The following is a 17,997-nucleotide window of genomic DNA, read 5'->3' as shown; positions in this document are numbered from 1 at the left end:
TCCTTCCGTCACTTCCCCGGGCAGACCTCGGGCCGCCCGGAAACTCATCGGGGTCAGGCCTGCCGGGTGGCGATGAGGACGGTGGCGTCCCAGTCGCCGGAGTGGGCGACGCGCGGTGTCAGGCCATGGCGGGCGATCGCCTCGACCGCGTGCGCCGCCTGCCGGCCGCCGGTCTCGAAGAGCAGGTGACCGCCGGGGGCCAGCCACCGCCCGGCGGACGCGGCCACCCGGCGCAGCACCTCCAGCCCGTCCCCGCCACCGTCCAGCGCCACCCGGGCCTCGTGCAGGCGGGCCTCCGCGGGCAGCAGCGGGATCTCCCCGGTGGGCACGTACGGGACGTTGGCCAGCAGCAGGTCCACCCGGCCGCGCAGCCCGGCGGGCAGCGGATCGAACAGATCTCCCTCGTACACCCGGGCGCCCGGCAGGTTGCGGCGGGCGCAGGCGACGGCGGCGGGGTCGATGTCGGAGGCGTGCAACTCGACCTCGCCCAGCGCCGCCACCAGGGCGGCGCCGAGCGCGCCGGACCCGCAGCACAGATCCACCACGACCGCCGCCGGGCCGGGCGCGGCGGCGATCGCCTGCTCGGCCAGGAACTCGGTGCGCGGACGCGGCACGAAGACGCCAGGATCGACCTGGATACGCAGGCCGCGGAAACGGGCCCAGCCCAGGACGTGCTCCAGCGGCTCGCCGGCGGCGCGGCGCTCCACCAGGCGGGCCAGCTCGGCGGGATCGGGGGCGGCGGCGGCCAGCAGGCGTGCCTCGTCCTCGGCGAAGACGCAGCCCGCGGCGCGGAGCCGGGTGACGATGGCGGCAAGGGACATGAGCGCCTTTCGGTATGTCACGGGCGCTCTCCCCCTGCCGGCTAGACCGGGCAGATGTCGTGAGGTGAGAGCACCCGGCGGGTACGTGCGGGAATCGGTCTCACCTCCTCGTCCATCGCTGGGATGGCGACATTAGCCGAGCCGCGTCCCCGCCCGCAAACACCGGAACGGGATTTGACAGCCGTCGAACGGGCGGCGTTGAATGATCGGCAGGTCGCGTGACGCCGCATGGGAGGACTGCGGCGGCATGGAGGCCGCGACGCAAGGGGACGACACCGTGACCACTTCACACGGACGCGCCTGACCTGAACCGCGCCTGCGCGCCGTCCCCGCTTCCCCTTTTTTCGCTTCATAGCTCCGCCAGCTATGCGCTTTTCCGCGCGGTCGGCGTGCGGGCTTTCCCACCGATCGGAGAAAGCACCGCATGACCATGGACTTCAACCAGCACGTCATCGAGCAGTTCAGAGCCGGCCAGGGCCGGGTCGGGCCGCCCTTCGAGGACGCCCGCCTGCTCCTGCTGACCACCACCGGCGCCAGGACCGGCACCCGCCACACCACCCCGCTCGGCTACCTGCTCGACGAGGATCCGGGCCGGCTGTACGTCATCGCCTCCGCCGGCGGCTCCCCCCGCCACCCCGCCTGGTTCCACAACCTCCGCAAGAACCCGCGCGTCACCGTCGAAACCGGCGCGTTCACGTACGAGGCCGACGCGCGCATCCTGGAAGGCGCCGAACGCGACCGGATCTTCGCCCGAGCCACCGGGACCGATCCCGGATGGGCGCGGTACGAGACCGCGTCCGGCCGCACCCTGCCCGTGGTGGCACTCGACCCCGCGGGGCCGCCCGCCCCCGCCGCCGCGCGGCCGGGCGACGGGCTCAAGCTCATCCACGACGCCTTCCGCAAGGAGCTGGCCATCGTCCGCAAGGAGGTCGCCGAGTCCGGCGGCGGCCTGGGCGCGCAACTGCGCATCAACTGCCTGGCCGTCTGCCAGGGGCTGAGCCACCACCACACGATGGAAGACGCCCACATGTTCCCGCACCTCGACGAGCAGTACCCGGAGATCGCCGACGTCATGGCCCGGCTGCGCCGCGAGCACGAGGAGATCGCCCGCCTCCTGGAGGAGCTGCAGCGGCTCGTCGCGGGCGAGCACACCGACCGGGCGGCGGTGTCGGCGGAGGTGGACCGGCTGACCGCGCAGGTGGAGGCACACCTGGACTACGAGGAGGAGAACCTCATCCCGCTCCTGAACGCCACCGCGCCATGACCGCGCCGCCGTGCGCCTGATCGTCCGCGCCGCCGGGCCCCACGCCACGGCATCCGGTGGGACGTGCTGGTCGGCGCCGCGGCATCCTGGCCCGGACCAGCGCGTCCCACCGGTCAGCTGGGGGAATCGGCGATGCGCACGCCGTCGCTGTCGCCGTCGGACAGGAACGCCGCCAGCGCCCCTCCCTGCTCGGCCACGGCTGTCCGGTCGGCCGGGCTGAGGCGGCGCAGCGGGGTGACCGTCACGGTGCCCGACTCGACGGTCCAGGTCGCGGCGACCCGGCCGTCGACCAGGACGACGCGGGCGCCGGCGACCGACAGGCCGCGGTGCGCGTCGTCGATGATCCGGCCCCGGGCGTGGTAACCCAGGATCGCGTTGTCGAACGCCGGCAGGAACCGCACCGGAGCGGGCGTGTCGGGGTCGGGGCGCGGCGCGTCGGGCAGGTCCAGCAGCTCCCGGCCCCGCTCGTCACGGAAGGACACCAGCTCCTCCCGTACCGCGGCCACCGCACCCGGCAGCCCGGCCAGGCCGGACCAGGCGCGCAGGTCGGCCGTGGCGGCCGGGCCGAACGCGGCGAGATAGCGCCGCACCAGCGCCTGGCCGACCGGGTCGGAGCCGTCCGGGACGTGCGGGTCGATCTCCCGCCCCAGCCAGGACGACAGCAGCACGTTGCGCACCCCCGCCCTCGCGCGCCAGAGCCCGCGCGGGGGCGCCTGCGCCACCGGGACGAGGGCGGAGATCACCATCTCGCCCAGGGCCCGCCGTCCCGGCTCCGGCCAGCGCCCGGCGAGCGCCTCCACGACCTCGGCCATCGAACGCGGCTCGCCGTCGGCCATCACCGCCCGGCCCGCCGCGGCCAGCTCGTCCAGGTCCACCCCGGCGAGCTCGCGACGGTAGACCCCGAGCACGCGCTGGCGCAGCATGGCGTCGTGGCGCGCCCGCCAGGCCAGCACGTCACCGACCGTGACGAGGTGCACGGTGCGGCGCATCAGATGGACCCGCACCACGCTCCGCCGGACCAGCAGACCGGAGAGCGCCGCCGGGTCGAACGCGCGCAGCCGCGACCAGAGGCCGACGAACGGCTCCTGAGGCTCCTGCGCCTGCAGCCCGCACAGGTGCGCGACGGCGCCGGTGACCGGCAGGTCGGCGCGATCGAGCAGCAACTGCCGGGCGAGCGTCGCGCGGTTCAGCGCCCGCTCACCGAGAACGGTCCGCACCGGGGGCCGCATCATCATGGTGGTCACTTTCCTCGTCGTGCTTCCGGGGGCGTCGTCGTTTCCGGGAATGTGGTCGTTTCCGGGGGGTCGTTCTAGGACGTGTCATCGTTCTAGGACGTGTCAGTGTCGTCGTTCTGGGACGTGTCGTCGTTCTGGGGGGTGTGGTCATTCTGGGGGTGTCGTCGCGAGAGGGCGGCGTGCGCCTGTGGCTCAGCCGCTGTATTCGCTCACCACGTCGAGGACCCAGACGACGCCGAAGCGGTCCGTGAGCATCCCGTAGAGCGGCGCCCATTCCGCAGGCGCCAGTGGCCGCGCGACGGTCGCTCCGGCGGAGAGCTTCTCCCAGTAGGCGGTGACCTCCTCGGCGGTTTCACCGCGGAGGGAGACGAAGAACGAGTTCTCACCCCGGTCCCACGGCATCCCGGCGGGCACGTCGTAGGCCATCACGTGGAAGCCGTCGCCGGCGATCACCTGGCCCCACATCACCTGGTCCGCCTCGGCGGGGTTCCGCACGTTCCCGGCGTCCTCGTACGTCACGGCGTTGAGTTCGCCGCCGAAGACGGAACGGTAGAACTCGAGCGCCGGGCGGGCGTCGCCGCGGAAGTTCAGATGAGTCACGGACTTGACGGACATTTCGGCTCCTGACCTCTTCATGGGTTTCGTGGTGTTCCGGGGACAACAGTCGCAGGGGTAGCGGTCAGGTTGTGGCCGCTATTCACGGCAATATGGGAGACATGCCGAAGACCTCAGCACGGCTGCTGGCGTTGCTCTCGCTGCTCCAGGCGCGCCGCGACTGGCCCGGAGCGGTGCTGGCCGAGCGGCTGGACGTCAGCCCGCGCACCGTCCGCCGCGACGTCGACCGCCTGCGCGAGCTCGGCTACCCGATCGTGGCCGCCAAAGGTCCCGACGGCGGGTACCGGCTCGACGCCGGCGCCGACCTGCCCCCGTTGCTGTTCGACGACGAGCAGGCCGTCGCGCTGGCCGTGGCGCTCCAGACCGCCGCCGCCAGCGGCGCCGGCATCGGGGAAGCGGCGGCACGCGCGCTGACCACCGTCCGGCAGGTCATGCCCGCCCGCCTGCGCCACCGGATCGACACCCTCCAGATCACCGCCGTCGAGCGACCCGCCCCCCACCCGCTCCCACAGGTCGACAGCGGCGTACTAACGGCGCTCGGCGCCGCCGTCCGCGCCCGTGAAGTCCTCCGCTTCGACTACGCCCCCGCCTCCCTGATCATCAACCCCGTCTCCCGGCCACCAACGGACGATCACCGTCCCACGTCCCCGAAGGACGACAACATCCGCCCACCCCGCCGGTACGCCCCCGCACCGCCGACCGACGATCACGCTCGCGCGTGCCCCACCGACGACGTGCCCGCGTCACCGACGGATGACGGCATGCGGTCGCCTCGCAGGGTGGAGCCGCATCATCTTGTCACCTGGGGTGGGCGGTGGTATCTCGTCGCCTGGGATCTTGATCGCGACGACTGGCGGACCTTTCGCGTTGATCGCATCAGCCCGCGTACCCCCAACGGGCCCCGCTTCGCCCCTCGTGAGGTGCCCGGAGGCGATGTGGCCGCGTTCGTGGCAGGCCGGTTCCGCGGGGGTGGCTCCGGTGACTGGCCCTGCCGGGGTGAGGTGGTGCTCCGGCTGCCCGCCGCCACCGTCTCGCGCTATCTCAGCGACGGGGTCGTGGAGGAACTCGGCGCGGACCGCTGCCGGCTCGTCCTGGGCTCCTGGTCGTGGGCCGGACTCGCCGCGAGCATCGGCAGGTTCGACGCCGATATCGAGGTCGTCGGCCCGCCCGAGCTCAAGGACGCCTTCGCCCAGCTGGCCCGCCGCTTCGCCCAAGCCGCCACCGCCCCTCTGCCGCCACCCTCGCGAGCCGGGCGCGAGCGCCCAGACTGACCGGCTGGCGCGGGGCTCAGGCGGGGTGGTCGATCCGGAGGGAGGCGGCGGCGTGGCCCGCGCCGAAGCCCTCCGCGCGGGTGACCAGGCGGCCCGACGCGACCCGTACCGCGCTCTCCGTGGCGTCGGCCGGGACGCCCGCGGCCGCCCCGTCGTCGCGCTGGATGATGGGATCATCTGATTTGACCATGGGAGATGACGTTGGCCGGCGTTCCGGAGATCCTCTTCGGCGACCCCGAGGTGCTGCGCGCCCCCTTCACCGCCTACGGGCGGGCGCGCGAGCAGGCGCCGGTGGCGCGTCTCGTCAACCCAGGTCACGGCGCGATGTGGGCGGTGACCAGGTACGACGAGGCCAGGGCGATGCTCGCCGACCCGCGTTTCCGGCTGAGCTCCGCCGGCTTCATGCGCCCCCGGTGCCCGACGAGTACGTCCCGTACATGCGCACCATGCGGGAGATGGACGGCGCCGAGCACGCCCGGCTGGGCAAACTGGTCGCGCCCGCGTTCACGCCGCGCCGCGTCGCCGCGTTCGCCCCGCGCATCGGGCGGATCGTCGACGGCCTGCTCGGCGCGCTGCCCTCGGGCGAGCCCGTGGACCTGGTGGCCGACCTGGCCAGGCCGCTGCCGATGGACGTGATCTGCGAGCTGGTCGGCATCCCCGAGGCCGACCGGCCCGCCTGGCGCGGGCACGGCGCCGCCGCCCTCGGCTCGGCCAACCGCGACCCGCGCGCCTTCACCGACCCCGACCGGCTCGACCTGGCCCGCGACGAGGCCGCCCACCTGGGTTACGCGCACGGCCCGCACTTCTGCCTGGGCGCGTGGCCGGCCCGGCTGCAGGTCCGCATCGCGCTGACCGCCCCGCTGCGCCGATCCCCCGGCCTGGCGCCCGCCAAGGCGCCGGAGCGGATGCCCGACCCCGGCACCTGGCGGCTGGCCTCCCTGCCGGTCGTCCTCTGACGCGCGATCAGGAACGCAGGCCGGGCCGGTCCACGATCGCGGCCTCCAGCTGCGCGGTCAGGCTCGCCGTGCCCGCCACGAAGGTCTCCTTGGTGCCGTCGGACCACTCGTAGGTGCGGTCCTTCAACCGCGTCGAGCTGGTGCCCAGGTACCGGTAGGTCTCCGGGTCCAGGACGAGGTAGCTGCGGGACTCGGCGTCGGTGAGGCTGAAGGCGACGCCTCGCCGTCCGTCGGCGACGGGCACGTCATGGGTCACGGTGATGCCCTTGATCGTGGGCAGCGCGCGGAAGAGCGCGGCACGCACCTCGGGGGCGAGCCACTGCTCGGAGATGAGCTGGTTGATCTCCATCCAGAGGATCCCCGGCGGGACCTGGCCGTTCAGCTCCTGCGAACCCCTGCGGTCCTCGTCCAGGACGGCCGCCTCGATCTTGGTGAGCACCCCGGCGGGGGTGACAGGCGGCCGGGCCAGCTCGGCCGGGTCGAAGCTCGTGCTTCCCGAGAACGTCAGCTTGCCGTCCTGGTACCAGGCCGACCGCTTGCCGTCCACCCGCGTCCACCGTTCCCAGGTGTCACCCTGGTCCCCTTCGACGCCGGTCAGCCGCAGTTCCTTGGTGTAGAACCACTGGGCGGGGTCCGGGACGGGCGTGGGGTCGTTCTCGGCCGCCCGGGCGGCGTGCTCGCCCAGCTCGGCCACGCCGGCCACCGGCGCCATGTCCGGCCGGCCGCCGAACACCACGGCGGTCCCGCCGACGGCCAGGGCCAGCGCCGCCGCCACCACGATGCGCCGGCCGAGCCCGCGGGTCACGGCTCGCTTCGGTGCGGCTTCCGGCTCGTGGATCGCCGTCATGAGCCGCGCCCTCGCGGCGGCCTCGGCTTCGTCGGTCATGGCCGGGGTGTTCCGGCGAAACTCCCTGATCGCGTTCATGACAGCTCCTCGTCCCCGAGCACGTTCCTGGCCTTCTTCCGTGCGCGGTGCAGCCGTGACCGCACGGTCCCCACCGGGATGTCCAGCGCTCGCGCCGCTTCCTCGTACGACATGTCCTCCCACGCCACCAGCAGCAGCACGTCCCGGTCCCCGCGTGACAGCGACGCCAGCGCCCCCGCCAGCTCGCGATCCCTGCCCTGCGCCGTCACCCGGCGCGTCACGGTGTCGGCCAGCGCCTCGGGCAGCGGGTCCACGCCGGTACGGCTCAGCGCCCGCAGCATCCGCTCCTCCTGCCGCCGATGCCTGGCGATCAGCGTGGTGGCGATCCCGTACAGCCAGGGCCTGGCCAGCGCGAACGACGTGTCGTACGTCCCGCGCCTGCGGAAGGCGGCCAGGAACGTCTCGGCCACGATGTCGTCGGCGGCTTGCGTGCCGAGCCGCCGGGCCGCGTACAGATGGATCTGTCTGGCATAGCGGTCGAACAGCGCCGCGAACTGCTCTGGGTCGTGCGCCGATCGACGGATCAGCTCTCCGTCGTCGATCTCGACCGTCTCAGCACCCAACGCCTCTCCTTCGTGAGTCGGTGTCTCACCGTGCTGTCTCCCGAAGGGCGGCACCGGGTTCACCGCGCGAACCGCACAGTGATCGACAGGCCGCCTTCAGGGCGTGTGCTGGTGGTGAGTGTGGCGTGGTGAGCCTGCGTGACGGCGTTGACGATGGCGAGGCCGAGGCCGAGGCCGCTCCTTCGGCGACGTGGGCGAGGTCGAAGGAGTCCCAGCGGGTCACGCCGCGCTCGCTGGTGGCCAGATCGAGCAGTGCCTGGACGAGCCGCTCCTGGTGTCCGCCCAGAGCGAGGGCCTCCTGGCAGGCCGAGCGCAGGCTGCCGGTGTCGGCGTCGGGGTCGGCCAGGGCGACTTCGAGGAGGGTGCGCAGGCCCGCGAGGGGGGTGCGCAGCTCGTGGGAGGCGTTGGCGACGAAGTGGCGTTGGGCGTCGAAGGAGGATTGGAGGCGGGCGAACAGACCGTCGAGGATGTGGCCGAGTTCGGTCAGCTCGTCCGCGGGCTCGCCGAGGCCGAGGCGCCGGTGGAGGTTTCCGGCGGAGAGGCTCTGGGCGGTGGCCGCGATGGCGCGCAGCGGGCGCAGGAACCGGCCGGCGACGAACCAGCCGAGAGCCAGGGCGACGGGAATCAGGACGACCAGGGCGACGGCGGAGCCGGCGAGGAGGTGGGGCAGGCCGATCCCGGACACGTTCCCGGTGGTCTCTGCGGGCCGGCCCATGGGTACGGCCGCGTCGATGCTGGCGAGCGGGACGGCGACGAGGACGACCACGAAGAGTCCGGCGCCGTAGATGCCCGCCGCGTAGGCGAGCGCGAGCCGCGTCTGCAGGGACCTTCTGGCGAACCTCTGGGGGGTCATGACGGCCGGATGAGGTAGCCGGCTTCGCGGATGGTCTCGATCACGGGAGGGGCGCCGAGCTTCGCGCGCAGCCGGTGCATGGTGTGCTTGACGGCGCTGCTGAAGGGATCGGCGGCCTCGTCCCAGACGCGTTCGAGCAACTCCTCGGCGGAGATGACCAGCCCCGGCCGGGCGAGCAGGCATTCGAGCAGGGCGAACTCCTTGGGACTCAGCTCAAGGCGCCGCCCGGCCCGGGACGCGACGCGGCGGGCCGGATCGAGGGTGATGTCCCCGCAGGTCAGCGTGGGCGGCAGCGGCGGGGTGGCGCGGCGGGCCAGGGCGCGGACGCGGGCGACCAGTTCGGCGAAGGCGAAGGGCTTGGGCAGGTAGTCGTCCGCACCGAGGCTGAGCCCGTCGACGCGATCCTCGATCGTGCCGGAGGCGGTGAGCATGAGCACCCGGGTCTGGCAGCGGCCCTGGGCGAGTCGCCGGCAGATCTCGTCCCCATGGACGCCGGGCAGGTCGCGGTCGAGGATCACCACGTCGTAGCGGGTGACGGCCAGGCGGTCGAGGGCGGCGGTTCCGTCCAGGACGACGTCGACGGCCATGCCCTCGCGGCGCAGCCCGGTTCCTATGGAGCGGGCGAGGACCTCGAAGTCCTCGACGAGGAGGACCCTCACCGCCGCGCACCGGCGGTCGTCGTGCGGGTGGGGCAGCCGAGCCGGCCACCGGGTCGAGGTGCCATGGGTCAACGATGCCAGAGCCCAGGTTCCGGCCAGGTCGCAGCCGCTGCGACCCGGCCGGAACCTGGTGCCGCGTACAACCGTCGGCATGAGTCCATCTCGGACTGCTGGTCGCCGGGGGCGCCCGCAGCACCTGCGTGACCGGGCAGGGCGAAGGCCCCTGCCCGGCGCCCTTGCTGGGACCCGACGGCACGGCGGTGAACGACAAGTACTTCTTCGTGCACCAGCCGCTCAAGGGGAACGGCGGCATCACCGCCCGCGTGGCGGACATGACCGGGCAGATCCGGCTGCCGGACGCCGAACCCGGGGTCCGCAACGTCCAGGAAGGAGTGGTGCCGTGGGCCAAGGCCGGGCTCCTCGTCAGGCAGAGCCTCCAGCGAGGCACACCGTACGCCGCCGTCATGCTCACCGGAGACCACGGCGTGCGGATGCAGTACAACTACCTCCACGACATGCCCGGCGGTCCCCACAACGGCCCGCGGTGGCTACGGCTGACCAGGTCGGGCGACACCATCAGCGGCTACGAGTCGGACGACGGCAGGACGTGGACCGAGGTCGGCACGGTCAAGCTGACCGGGCTGCCGGAGACGGTCGAGATCGGGCTGTTCGTCACCTCACCAGGCGTTCTGTGGGACATGGCGAAAGCCTTCGCCCAGGCGACCGCCACCTTCGACCAGATCACGCCGCAGGGCGCGAACGGATCGTGGCGGCACGACGACGTCGGCGTCGTCCTGGAGTCCGACGGCAGGACCCCGCATCACCCGGGCGGGGTCGTGGAGTCCGGCGGCAAGCTCATCGTGACCGGTGGCGGTGACATCGGGCCCGCCACGGTGGAGGGCGGTATGCGCGCCGACCTCATGCTGATCGGCGGGGCTTTGGGGCTGATCCCGGTACTCGTGGCGGCGGTGACGTTCTTCACGGCGGACCACCGGCGCGGGCGGATCGGCCTGCCGGCCGGGCGGCTGGCGGCCAAGGCCGCGGTGGTCGGTGCGGTCGCGTTCGTGGCGGGGCTGGTCGCCTCGGGAGTCGTGGTCCCCGCCGGCCTGGCGGTGTTGCGCGCCCATCAGAACCCGATCCAGCCGATCACCCTGGGTACCGAGGTGCGGGTGATCGTCGGCTTCGCGGCGCTGACCGCGGCCGCCGCCGTGCTGGCTCTGGGCCTGGCCGCGCTGGTCGAACGGGGAGTCGTCGCCGTCGGACTGGCCGTCGCGCTGGTCGTCGTGCCCTGTCTGCTGGCCACCGCCGGTCTGGCGCCATGGCCGCTGGCGGTCACCCCTGCCGCCGGGTTCGCGATCACGCAGAGCGTCCCCACGTTCGCGCATGTGGATGTGGACCGGTCACTGCTCGGCGGCTATTACCCGCTCCCGCCATGGGCAGGTTTGACCGTGACGTGCGGATATGCCGCCCTCGCCCTCGGGGTGGCGATCATCGCCTGCCGCAGGAAAGGCCGACCGGGTGCAGCGGTGTCTTAGAGCGTGACGCCCGGGCGTCTGCCGGACATCCACTCGACCGTCAGCACGGTCGCGTCGTCCTGCAGCCGGCCGCGCTGGTAGCGCATGATCGACTGGATGAGCCGGCGCAGTGTCTCCGGCGCCGGCAGGCCGTCGGCCTCCCTGCGGACGATGAAGTCGATGAACCGCTCCAGCCCGAACGGCTCCCCCTCGGGGCTGCGCGCCTCGACGATGCCGTCGGTGTAGAAGAGCAGCCGGTCGCCGGCGTGGAGCTGGTAGTGCTCCACCTCGGCGCGCCGGCCCAGCCTGAAGCCCATCGGCGGCGCGGGCTTGGCGCTTCCCAGGGTGGCGGCCAGCTTGCCGTTGCGGACCACCAGCGCCGGGTGGTGGCCGCGGTTCACCCAGGACAGCGTTCCCGTCGACATGTCGAGGTTGGCGATGATGCCGGTGGCGAACCGGCTCAGCTGGAAGTGCTGGGCGATCGCCTCGTCGATGGCCTCGCTGATCGCCACCAGGCCGGCGCCTTTGAGCCGGTTGCTGCGGCAGGAGCCGACCGCGATGCTCGCCGTCAGCCCGGACGCCAGATCGTGCCCCATCGCGTCGAAGATCGACACGTGCAGCTGGTCGTCCTCGATGCCGTACTCGAACACGTCACCCCCCACCTGGTAGGCGGGCTCCAGCGCGGCGGCGATCACCACTTTGTCGTTGGCGAAGCTGCCGTTCGGCAGCAGGTTGTGCAGCACCTCGGCCGACAGCGTCATCGGCTTCTCGCGCACCATCCGCGAGTAGGTGTCGCTGGTCTGGCGTTTGCTCACCACCAGCAGCGACAGCAGCGTCGACAGCCGCTTGAACCGCCACTCGATGACCTCGTCGACCCGTTGCGTGATGCCGCCCACCACGCCGACCCGCTCCGTGCCGTCCAGGAGCGGCGACCACAGGCGCAGCCCGTCCTCCTGCTCGCAGGGCGGGAGGTCCTCGTCGGGCCGGGCGTGCACCAGCTCGACGTTGCGGAACGCGCGACCGGCGATCGTGGTGTCGATGTTCAGCCGCGTGAGCGGCTCGCCACCGGCGCTGAACTGGCCGGGCAGCGGCACCAGGTACTTCTGCTGCAGGTCGGAGACGTAGACCATGGGGTTGCTGAAGCCCGCCATGGGGGCGTGCTCGTTGAGCAGCGGGACGATGTCCTCGAAGGAGGCGGTGTGGCTGTTGCGCAGCAGGCCGCCCAGCATGAGCTCGCCGTCACTCCGCATGACACCCCTTCCCCCTCCGGCATCAGAGCATCTACCCCGGCGGCGGCGCCTTGCACGTGGGAGGACGCTCAGCCGGAGTGGCCGAGCTGGGCCGACAGCCGGGACGCCGACTCCACGACGAGGGGCGCCTGCTCCTGCATGCGCGGCTTGAAGCGGCTGCTCGGCCCCGCGACGCTGACCGCGGCGATCACCAGCCCGTCGTGGTCGAAGACGGGGGCGGCGATCGACGCCGCGCCCTCCAGGCGTTCCCCGAGCGAGGAGGCGTAGCCGCGCCGCCGGATCGCCGCCAGCTCGGCCCGCAGCCTGACGGCGTCGGTGATCGTCCTGCCGGTGAGCGCGGTGAGCTGGTGCCTGGACAGGAAACCCTCGATCTCCTCCTCGCGCAGGAACGCCAGGATGGCCTTGGAGGAGCTGCCCGCGTGCAGCGGGTAGGGGATGCCCAGCGAGACCTCCATGCGCAGGTCATGGTCGGGCACGACCTGCTCCACGTAGAGGCGGGTGTCGCCGCGCCGCACCGACAGGGTGGCGGTCTCGCCCGACTGGGCCGACAGCCGGCGCAGCTCGGGGCCGGCCATCGCCCGCAGGTCGGTGCGCGCCAGGTAGGCCCGGCCGAGCGCGATGGCGGCGTGGCCCAGCGAGTAGCGCCTGGTGACCGGGTCGACGGCGATGAGGTCGCGGTTGCGCAGCGCGGTGAGGATGCGGTGGACCGCCGCCTTGGTCAGGTCGAGCTCGGTGGCGATCTCGGTGACCCCCAGGTCAGGGCGCGTGGTCCGGCCGAACAGCAGCAGAACGTCCATGGCGCGCTCCACCGCGGCGATGGAACGGCTCTGGTTCTCCGACTCGGCCTGGGCGTGCACCTGACCCCCTCGTAGATCGACGACACGCCCAGTCTATTTCCCTTGGGGAAACGCCGTCACATTGACACGAAAATGGCCGTTCGTTACCTTCAGCGTGACACTGTTTCCATCAATGGAACATATGGAGACCGGTGACTGCAGACGGCGAGTCCTTCCGCGCGGCCATGGCGCAGTGGCCGAGCGGCGTGGTCATCGTGACCACCGGGGCCGCGGGCGCCTGGCACGGCATGACCGCCAGCTCCTTCGCGAGCGTGAGCCTCGACCCGCCGATGGTGCTCATCTGCCTGGCACGCGGCACCAGGACCCACCGGCTGGTGACCGAGCACGGCTTCTTCGCCGTCAGCGTGCTCGGCAAGGACCAGGTCGCGATCGGCCGCAGGTTCGCCGGCCAGGAGCCCGCCGCCGACAGGTTCGCCGGCACCGCCTGGACCCCGGGCCCGAGCGGCTCCCCCGTGCTCGCCGACTCCGTCGCCTGGCTCGACTGCCGGGTCGCGCACGCGTACCCGGGAGGAGACCACACGATCTTCGTCGGCGAGGTGCTCACGAGCGCCACTCCGCGCCGGGTGGCGCCGGTGCTGTTCCACTCGCGCGCCTGGGGCCAGCTCGCCGACCCGCTGCCCGACCACATCGGCGTGGCCGACACCGGGCTGCTCGCCGTGCTGCGCGCCCGCGGCTTCACCGGCGCCCGGATGGGCGGCATCGCCCGTGCGCTGCGCGCCGCCGGCAGCCGCGTACGCCTGTTCGACCCGTACGAGTTCGATCCGTACGCGTTCGCGCGGGACCTCGACCCGGCCACCGCCTCGGCCCTGATCACCGAACCCGCCCAGGTGCGGGCCGTGGCCTCGGCCGGAGCGGGGGTGGCCGAGTTCACCGCCGCGGAACCCGGACCGGCCGCCCGCGTCCTGGAGGCCGCCCGCCGCGCCGGACTGGCCACCGTCGGGCACGTCCCCGAGGCCTTCGCCGCGGACCGCGCCGAACAGGTCATGGCCACCGTCGCCCGGCTGGCCGAGCTCGGCTGCGACGAGATCGGGCTGGAAGAGGGCGCCGTCCCCGCGACCCCGGTCCGCGTCCGCGGCCTGCTCCAGGACGCCGCCGCGGCCGCACGACAGGCCACCGTCCGCGTCGGCCTGCGCGAACGCCACGGCATCGGCCTGGTCAACGCGCTGGTCGCGATGAAGAGCGGAGTGCGGCACTTCGACACCACGCTGGGCGGCCTCGACGGCGCGCTGCCCGCCGAGGACGTGCTGTTCCTGGCCGGCCAGCTCGACGTCGACACCGCCGTCGACCGGTCGGTGCTGGTCGCCAGCGCCGCCGAGCTGGAGAGCACCTGGGGGTCCGTGCTGCCCGGACGCACCTACAGATTCGCCAACTAAGGGGAGAACGTGACCCACGATCTGACCGGTGAACGGCTCGTCGACGACATGACCGAGGCCGAACGCGCCCGCGCGGAACGCGTCGAAGCCGTGCTGCCCGCGCTGCGCGCCGCCGCCGTCAAGGCCGACGAGGAGGCCCGCTTCCCCATCGAGCACGTCGCGCTGCTGCGCGACGCCGGGCTGCTCGGCCTCGTGGTGCCGGAGAAGTACGGCGGGCTCGGCGGCACGCTGCGCGACCTCGCCGCCGCGACGTTCGCGATGGGCACCGCCTGCCCGTCCACCGCCCTGGCCTACTTCTTCCACAACACCAGCGCCTCCCGCGGCCTGCTGCCGCTGGAGGCGATCGAGGCCGGCCTGTTCGACGACGGCGAGATCCCCGCCGTACGGGCGTTCGCCGAGAAGGTGCTGACCAGGATGGCCTCCGGCGTCTGGCTGGCCAACTTCGCCTCCGAGTCCGTCAAGAGCTCCACCGCCAACATCACCATCGCCACCACCGCGCGCCGCACCGACGGCGGCTGGCTGCTGGACGGCGAGAAGTCGTTCGGCTGCGCCACCGGCGTCGCCGACTACTACCTGACCACGGCCAAGCTGGAGGGCCACGACACCGCCGAGGGCCTGGTCACGTTCCTGGTGCCGCGCGACGCGGCGGGCGTCTCCACCCGCGCGCCGTGGGACGGGCTCGGCATGCGGGCCACCGCCAACAACGGCATCAGGCTGGAACGGGTGTTCGTCCCCGAGGACGAGGCGCTGACCGTGCCGGGGGCGTTCACCCGGATGCTCAGGATGAGCCGCGGCAGCTTCGTCGGCAACCAGCTCGCCATCGCCGCCGTCTACACCGGCTGCGCGCAGAACGTCTACGACGTCACCGTCGAGCAGCTCACCCGCAAGACCTTCGCCGACACCGGCCGGCCGATCGCCTCCTCGCCCATGCACCAGCAGCTCATCGGCGAGATGACCGTCCAGCTGGAGACCGCCTACCTGTGGCTGCGCCGCCAGCTGCTGCTGGAGACCTCCGAGCCGCCGCTGCGGCCCAAGCCCGAGGTCTTCCGCCAGTGGCGGATGGGCAAGGGGTCGGTCACCGAGGCCTGCTTCCAGGTGGCGCTCGGCGCGTTCAAGGCCTCGGGCACCTCCGGCGCCATGATGGGCGGCACGGCCGGCCGGGCGCTGCGCGACCTGGCGATGGGGCTGGTCATGACGTTCCCGGCCGAACGCGGCAGGCTGGAGGTCGCCCAGCTGGTGACCGAGGCGCAGGAGAACGCGCTGTTCGCCACCGCGGAGCGGCCATGATCGAGCTGCCGGAGACCGCCGACCTCGTCGACGGCCGCTGGGCCCGCTGCACCGAGGACCTCGGCTTCGACCTGGAGAACCCCGCCACCGGCGAGCCCGCCGCCCGCGCCCTCGGCTCCTCCGGCGCGCGCGCCGAGGCGGCGCTCGCGGCCGCCGACCGGGTGGCCGCCGCCTGGGCGGGCACCCCCGCCGAGCGGCGGGCCGACCTGCTCGACGCCGCCTCGGCCGCGCTGCGGGACCGGACCGGCGAGATCACCGCCCTGGAGTCCTTCGCCACCGGCGTGCCGATCCGGCAGACCACCGGGCTCGGGCTGATCGTGCACGGCGCGTTCGCGCTGGCCGCCGCCCAGATCAGGCAAGGGCTGCTGCGCGCCGACCGTGACGGGGTCGAGGTCCACCACCTGCCCTGGGGCCCCGCCCTGTGCCTGGTGCCGTGGAACGCGCCCGCCCCGATGGCCGCCCACAAGGCCGCGAGCGCGCTGGCGGCGGGGTGCCCCGTCGTGCTCAAGGTCAGCGAGTACGCCCCCTACGGCACCCGCGTGCTGGCCGAGGTCCTCGGCGAGATACTGCCGCCCGGCGTCTTCCAGCTCGTCATGGGCGACGCCCGCACCGGAGCCCTGCTGGCCGCGGACCCGCGGATCCGCGCCGTCTCCTTCACCGGCGGCCTGGCCGGCGGCCGCGCCGTCGCCGCCGCCTGCGCGAGCGCGCTCCGGCCCGCCCAGCTGGAGCTCGGCGGCAACAACCCGCTCGTGGTGCTGCCCGACGCCGACACCGGCGCCGCCGCCGCGTCCGCCGCCGAGCTGCTCACCTCGCTCAACGGCCAGTGGTGCCGGGCGCTGGGCCGGCTGATCGTGCCCCGCCCGCGCCTGCCCGAGCTGGTGGCGGCCGTCGGCGAGCGGCTCGCCGCGCTGCGCGCCGGCGACCCGCTCGATCCGGAGACCGAGTACGGCCCGCTCGTCCACTCCGCCCACCTCCGGCGGGTACGGGACGCGACGGAGAACGCCGGAGGACAGGCCATCTCGTACGGTGACATGCCCGGCAAAGGCAACTACCTGGCGCCCGCTCTCATCACCGGGGCCGACCTGGCCGACGAGATCTTCGGGCCGGTCGCCGCCGTGGTGCCCTACGACACCGAGGAGGAGGCGGTCGCGCTGGCCAACGCGACACCGTACGGGCTCGAAGGGTATGTCGTCGGCGCCGACGAGGAACGGGCGCTGGACGTCGCCCGGCGGGTGCGCGCCGGCGAGGTCAAGGTCAACGGGTCCAGCGTGCTGAGCCTGCACCTGTTCACGCCGCGACCGGCGTGGGGGCTGTCCGGGCTGGTGGACGAGGGCACGGCGGAGACCATCCGGTTCTTCACCGGCACCCGCGTGGTCGGCGTCGAGCGGGCGCCGTGAGACGCGTGCTGGTCGCGGGGGCCGGGCCGGTGGGGCTGACCGCGGCGCTCACCCTGGCGCGCGGCGGGGTGCCGGTGACCGTCCTGGAAGCCGGGCCTGGCCTGGCCGCCGAGTCGCGGGCCTCCACCTTCCACCCGCCCACGCTGGAGATGCTCGCCGGGCTCGGCGTGCTGCCGGAGCTGATGGCCCTCGGCCTGGTCGCGCGTACCTTCCAGTACCGCGACCGGCGGGGCGGCGCCATCGCCACCCTCGACATGGGCGTGCTCGCCGCGGACACGCCGTACCCGTACCGGGTGCAGTGCGAGCAGAGCAAGCTGACCCCGATCCTGATGGAGCACCTGGTCCGGCACGGCGGCGAGGTGCTGTTCGGGTCGGCGGTCCGCGAGGTCCTGCCGCGCGGCGGCGGCGTGCTGGTGACCACCGCGGGTGGCGCGCGGTTCGCCGCCGACCGGCTGATCGCCGCCGACGGCGCCCACTCGGCGGTACGGCGGGCGCTCGGGATCCCGTTCGAAGGCATCACGTACCCCGAACGGTTCCTGGTGGCCTCCGCGGACGAGGACCTGGACGGGCTGCTGCCGGGCATCGCGCCGATCAACTACGTCTTCGACCCCGAGGAGTGGCTCGTCCTGCTGCGCACGCCCGACCACTGGCGGGTGCTGCTGCCCACCCCCAGCGGTACCTCCGACCAGGCGGAGCTCGCCCGGCTGGCCGGTCGGCTGCGGGCCGTCGCCGACCCCGGGCGTGACTGGAAGGTCGCGCACGCCTCGCTCTATCGCGTCCACCAGCGGGTGGCCGCCCGCTTCCGGCACGGGCCCGTCCTGCTGGCCGGGGACGCGGCCCACGTCAACAACCCGCTGGGCGGGCTCGGCATGAACAGCGGCATCCACGACGCGGTCCTGCTCGCCGGCGCCCTGCTCCAGGACTCCGGGGCGGTCGACGCGGTCGCCGCGAGGCGGCGGGAGGTGGCGCTCCAGCACGTGCGCGCGATCAGTCACGGCAACTGGGAGAAGCTGCGCTCGGCCGACCCCGCCGCCCACCACGCCGAACTGCGCGCCCTGGCCGCCGACCCGGAGGCCGCCCGAGCGCATCTGCTGCGCGCCTGCCTGATCACGTCCCTCGGATGACACTCCGCTCCCCGCCGGGGGCAAGCACCGCTC

Annotated in this window: 18 protein-coding genes; 8 read left to right on the top strand and 10 right to left on the bottom strand. The window is 73.3% G+C overall.

Annotated elements, in window-relative coordinates; all coding sequences use genetic code 11:
* Positions 1 to 53: 53 nt before the first annotated feature.
* A complete protein-coding gene (locus ABD999_RS33200) occupies positions 54 to 821 on the bottom strand; it encodes a putative protein N(5)-glutamine methyltransferase (RefSeq protein WP_271279454.1) in 768 nt (255 codons plus the stop codon).
* A 424-nt stretch (positions 822 to 1,245) separates the two neighbouring features.
* Between ABD999_RS33200 and ABD999_RS33195 the strand changes: the two genes are divergently transcribed.
* Positions 1,246 to 2,085, top strand: a complete 840-nt coding sequence (locus ABD999_RS33195) for a nitroreductase/quinone reductase family protein (RefSeq protein ID WP_271279452.1) — start codon at positions 1,246 to 1,248, stop codon at positions 2,083 to 2,085.
* A gap of 113 nt (positions 2,086 to 2,198) precedes the next feature.
* On the opposite strand, the gene ABD999_RS33190 is transcribed toward ABD999_RS33195, so the two are convergent.
* Both ABD999_RS33190 and ABD999_RS33185 read right to left on the bottom strand, forming a co-directional pair.
* Complete coding sequence (locus tag ABD999_RS33190; protein ID WP_271279451.1) at positions 2,199 to 3,320, bottom strand: winged helix DNA-binding domain-containing protein; 1,122 nt, start codon at positions 3,318 to 3,320, stop codon at positions 2,199 to 2,201.
* 192 nt (positions 3,321 to 3,512) lie between these two features.
* Positions 3,513 to 3,935, bottom strand: coding sequence for a VOC family protein (locus ABD999_RS33185; RefSeq protein ID WP_271279450.1), 423 nt, complete (start codon positions 3,933 to 3,935; stop codon positions 3,513 to 3,515).
* A 101-nt stretch (positions 3,936 to 4,036) separates the two neighbouring features.
* On the opposite strand from ABD999_RS33185, the gene ABD999_RS33180 reads away from it, so the two are divergent.
* Entirely contained in the window at positions 4,037 to 5,206 is a 1,170-nt protein-coding gene (locus ABD999_RS33180; protein ID WP_271279449.1) for a helix-turn-helix transcriptional regulator, read from the top strand.
* A 16-nt stretch (positions 5,207 to 5,222) separates the two neighbouring features.
* On the opposite strand, the gene ABD999_RS33175 is transcribed toward ABD999_RS33180, so the two are convergent.
* Positions 5,223 to 5,396 carry a hypothetical protein gene (locus ABD999_RS33175; protein ID WP_271279448.1) on the bottom strand — a complete coding sequence of 58 codons (174 nt, stop codon included), beginning with the start codon at positions 5,394 to 5,396 and terminating at the stop codon, positions 5,223 to 5,225.
* 223 nt (positions 5,397 to 5,619) lie between these two features.
* Here ABD999_RS33175 and ABD999_RS33170 point away from each other — a divergent pair, with 223 nt between their 5' ends.
* Positions 5,620 to 6,162, top strand: coding sequence for a cytochrome P450 family protein (locus ABD999_RS33170; protein ID WP_271279447.1), 543 nt, complete (start codon positions 5,620 to 5,622; stop codon positions 6,160 to 6,162).
* 7 nt (positions 6,163 to 6,169) lie between these two features.
* Here the strand turns inward: ABD999_RS33170 and ABD999_RS33165 are convergent, their stop codons facing one another.
* Genes ABD999_RS33165 through ABD999_RS33150 form a run of 4 tightly spaced genes read right to left on the bottom strand, consistent with a single transcriptional unit; the run spans position 6,170 to position 9,162 of the window.
* The gene (locus tag ABD999_RS33165) at positions 6,170 to 7,087 is read right to left on the bottom strand and encodes a CU044_5270 family protein (RefSeq protein ID WP_271279446.1); all 918 of its coding nucleotides are present in this window, start codon (positions 7,085 to 7,087) and stop codon (positions 6,170 to 6,172) included.
* Positions 7,084 to 7,650, bottom strand: a complete 567-nt coding sequence (locus tag ABD999_RS33160; protein WP_148031602.1) for an RNA polymerase sigma factor — start codon at positions 7,648 to 7,650, stop codon at positions 7,084 to 7,086. Before ABD999_RS33160 ends, ABD999_RS33165 begins: the two co-directional genes overlap by 4 nt.
* 25 nt (positions 7,651 to 7,675) lie before the next feature.
* Complete coding sequence (locus tag ABD999_RS33155) at positions 7,676 to 8,503, bottom strand: sensor histidine kinase (RefSeq protein ID WP_271279445.1); 828 nt, start codon at positions 8,501 to 8,503, stop codon at positions 7,676 to 7,678.
* Entirely contained in the window at positions 8,500 to 9,162 is a 663-nt protein-coding gene (locus ABD999_RS33150) for a response regulator transcription factor (RefSeq protein WP_271279444.1), read from the bottom strand. The genes ABD999_RS33155 and ABD999_RS33150 overlap by 4 nt, the downstream gene beginning before the upstream one ends.
* A 236-nt stretch (positions 9,163 to 9,398) precedes the next feature.
* Between ABD999_RS33150 and ABD999_RS33145 the strand changes: the two genes are divergently transcribed.
* The gene (locus tag ABD999_RS33145; protein ID WP_271279443.1) at positions 9,399 to 10,697 is read left to right on the top strand and encodes a DUF1349 domain-containing protein; all 1,299 of its coding nucleotides are present in this window, start codon (positions 9,399 to 9,401) and stop codon (positions 10,695 to 10,697) included.
* On the opposite strand, the gene ABD999_RS33140 is transcribed toward ABD999_RS33145, so the two are convergent.
* Positions 10,694 to 11,926, bottom strand: coding sequence for a PP2C family protein-serine/threonine phosphatase (locus ABD999_RS33140; protein WP_271279442.1), 1,233 nt, complete (start codon positions 11,924 to 11,926; stop codon positions 10,694 to 10,696). The genes ABD999_RS33145 and ABD999_RS33140 overlap by 4 nt on opposite strands.
* 68 nt (positions 11,927 to 11,994) lie before the next feature.
* A complete protein-coding gene (locus ABD999_RS33135) occupies positions 11,995 to 12,783 on the bottom strand; it encodes an IclR family transcriptional regulator (protein WP_271279441.1) in 789 nt (262 codons plus the stop codon).
* A gap of 131 nt (positions 12,784 to 12,914) precedes the next feature.
* Here ABD999_RS33135 and ABD999_RS33130 point away from each other — a divergent pair, with 131 nt between their 5' ends.
* The 4 genes from ABD999_RS33130 to ABD999_RS33115 are packed head-to-tail and all read left to right on the top strand — an operon-like array spanning position 12,915 to position 17,964.
* A complete protein-coding gene (locus tag ABD999_RS33130; RefSeq protein ID WP_271279440.1) occupies positions 12,915 to 14,156 on the top strand; it encodes a flavin reductase in 1,242 nt (413 codons plus the stop codon).
* Positions 14,157 to 14,165: 9 nt separating this feature from the next.
* The gene (locus tag ABD999_RS33125) at positions 14,166 to 15,443 is read left to right on the top strand and encodes an acyl-CoA dehydrogenase family protein (protein ID WP_271279439.1); all 1,278 of its coding nucleotides are present in this window, start codon (positions 14,166 to 14,168) and stop codon (positions 15,441 to 15,443) included.
* Positions 15,440 to 16,840 carry an aldehyde dehydrogenase family protein gene (locus ABD999_RS33120; RefSeq protein WP_345483053.1) on the top strand — a complete coding sequence of 467 codons (1,401 nt, stop codon included), beginning with the start codon at positions 15,440 to 15,442 and terminating at the stop codon, positions 16,838 to 16,840. The genes ABD999_RS33125 and ABD999_RS33120 overlap by 4 nt, the downstream gene beginning before the upstream one ends.
* Complete coding sequence (locus tag ABD999_RS33115; RefSeq protein ID WP_271280483.1) at positions 16,837 to 17,964, top strand: FAD-dependent oxidoreductase; 1,128 nt, start codon at positions 16,837 to 16,839, stop codon at positions 17,962 to 17,964. The genes ABD999_RS33120 and ABD999_RS33115 overlap by 4 nt, the downstream gene beginning before the upstream one ends.
* Positions 17,965 to 17,997 lie beyond the last annotated feature (33 nt).

The organism is Nonomuraea ferruginea (assembly GCF_039540635.1).
GTDB classification, from domain to species: Bacteria; Actinomycetota; Actinomycetes; order Streptosporangiales; family Streptosporangiaceae; genus Nonomuraea; species Nonomuraea ferruginea.
The sequence above is the reverse complement of the archived record's forward strand: the minus strand, read 5'-3'. Positions and strand labels throughout refer to the sequence as shown.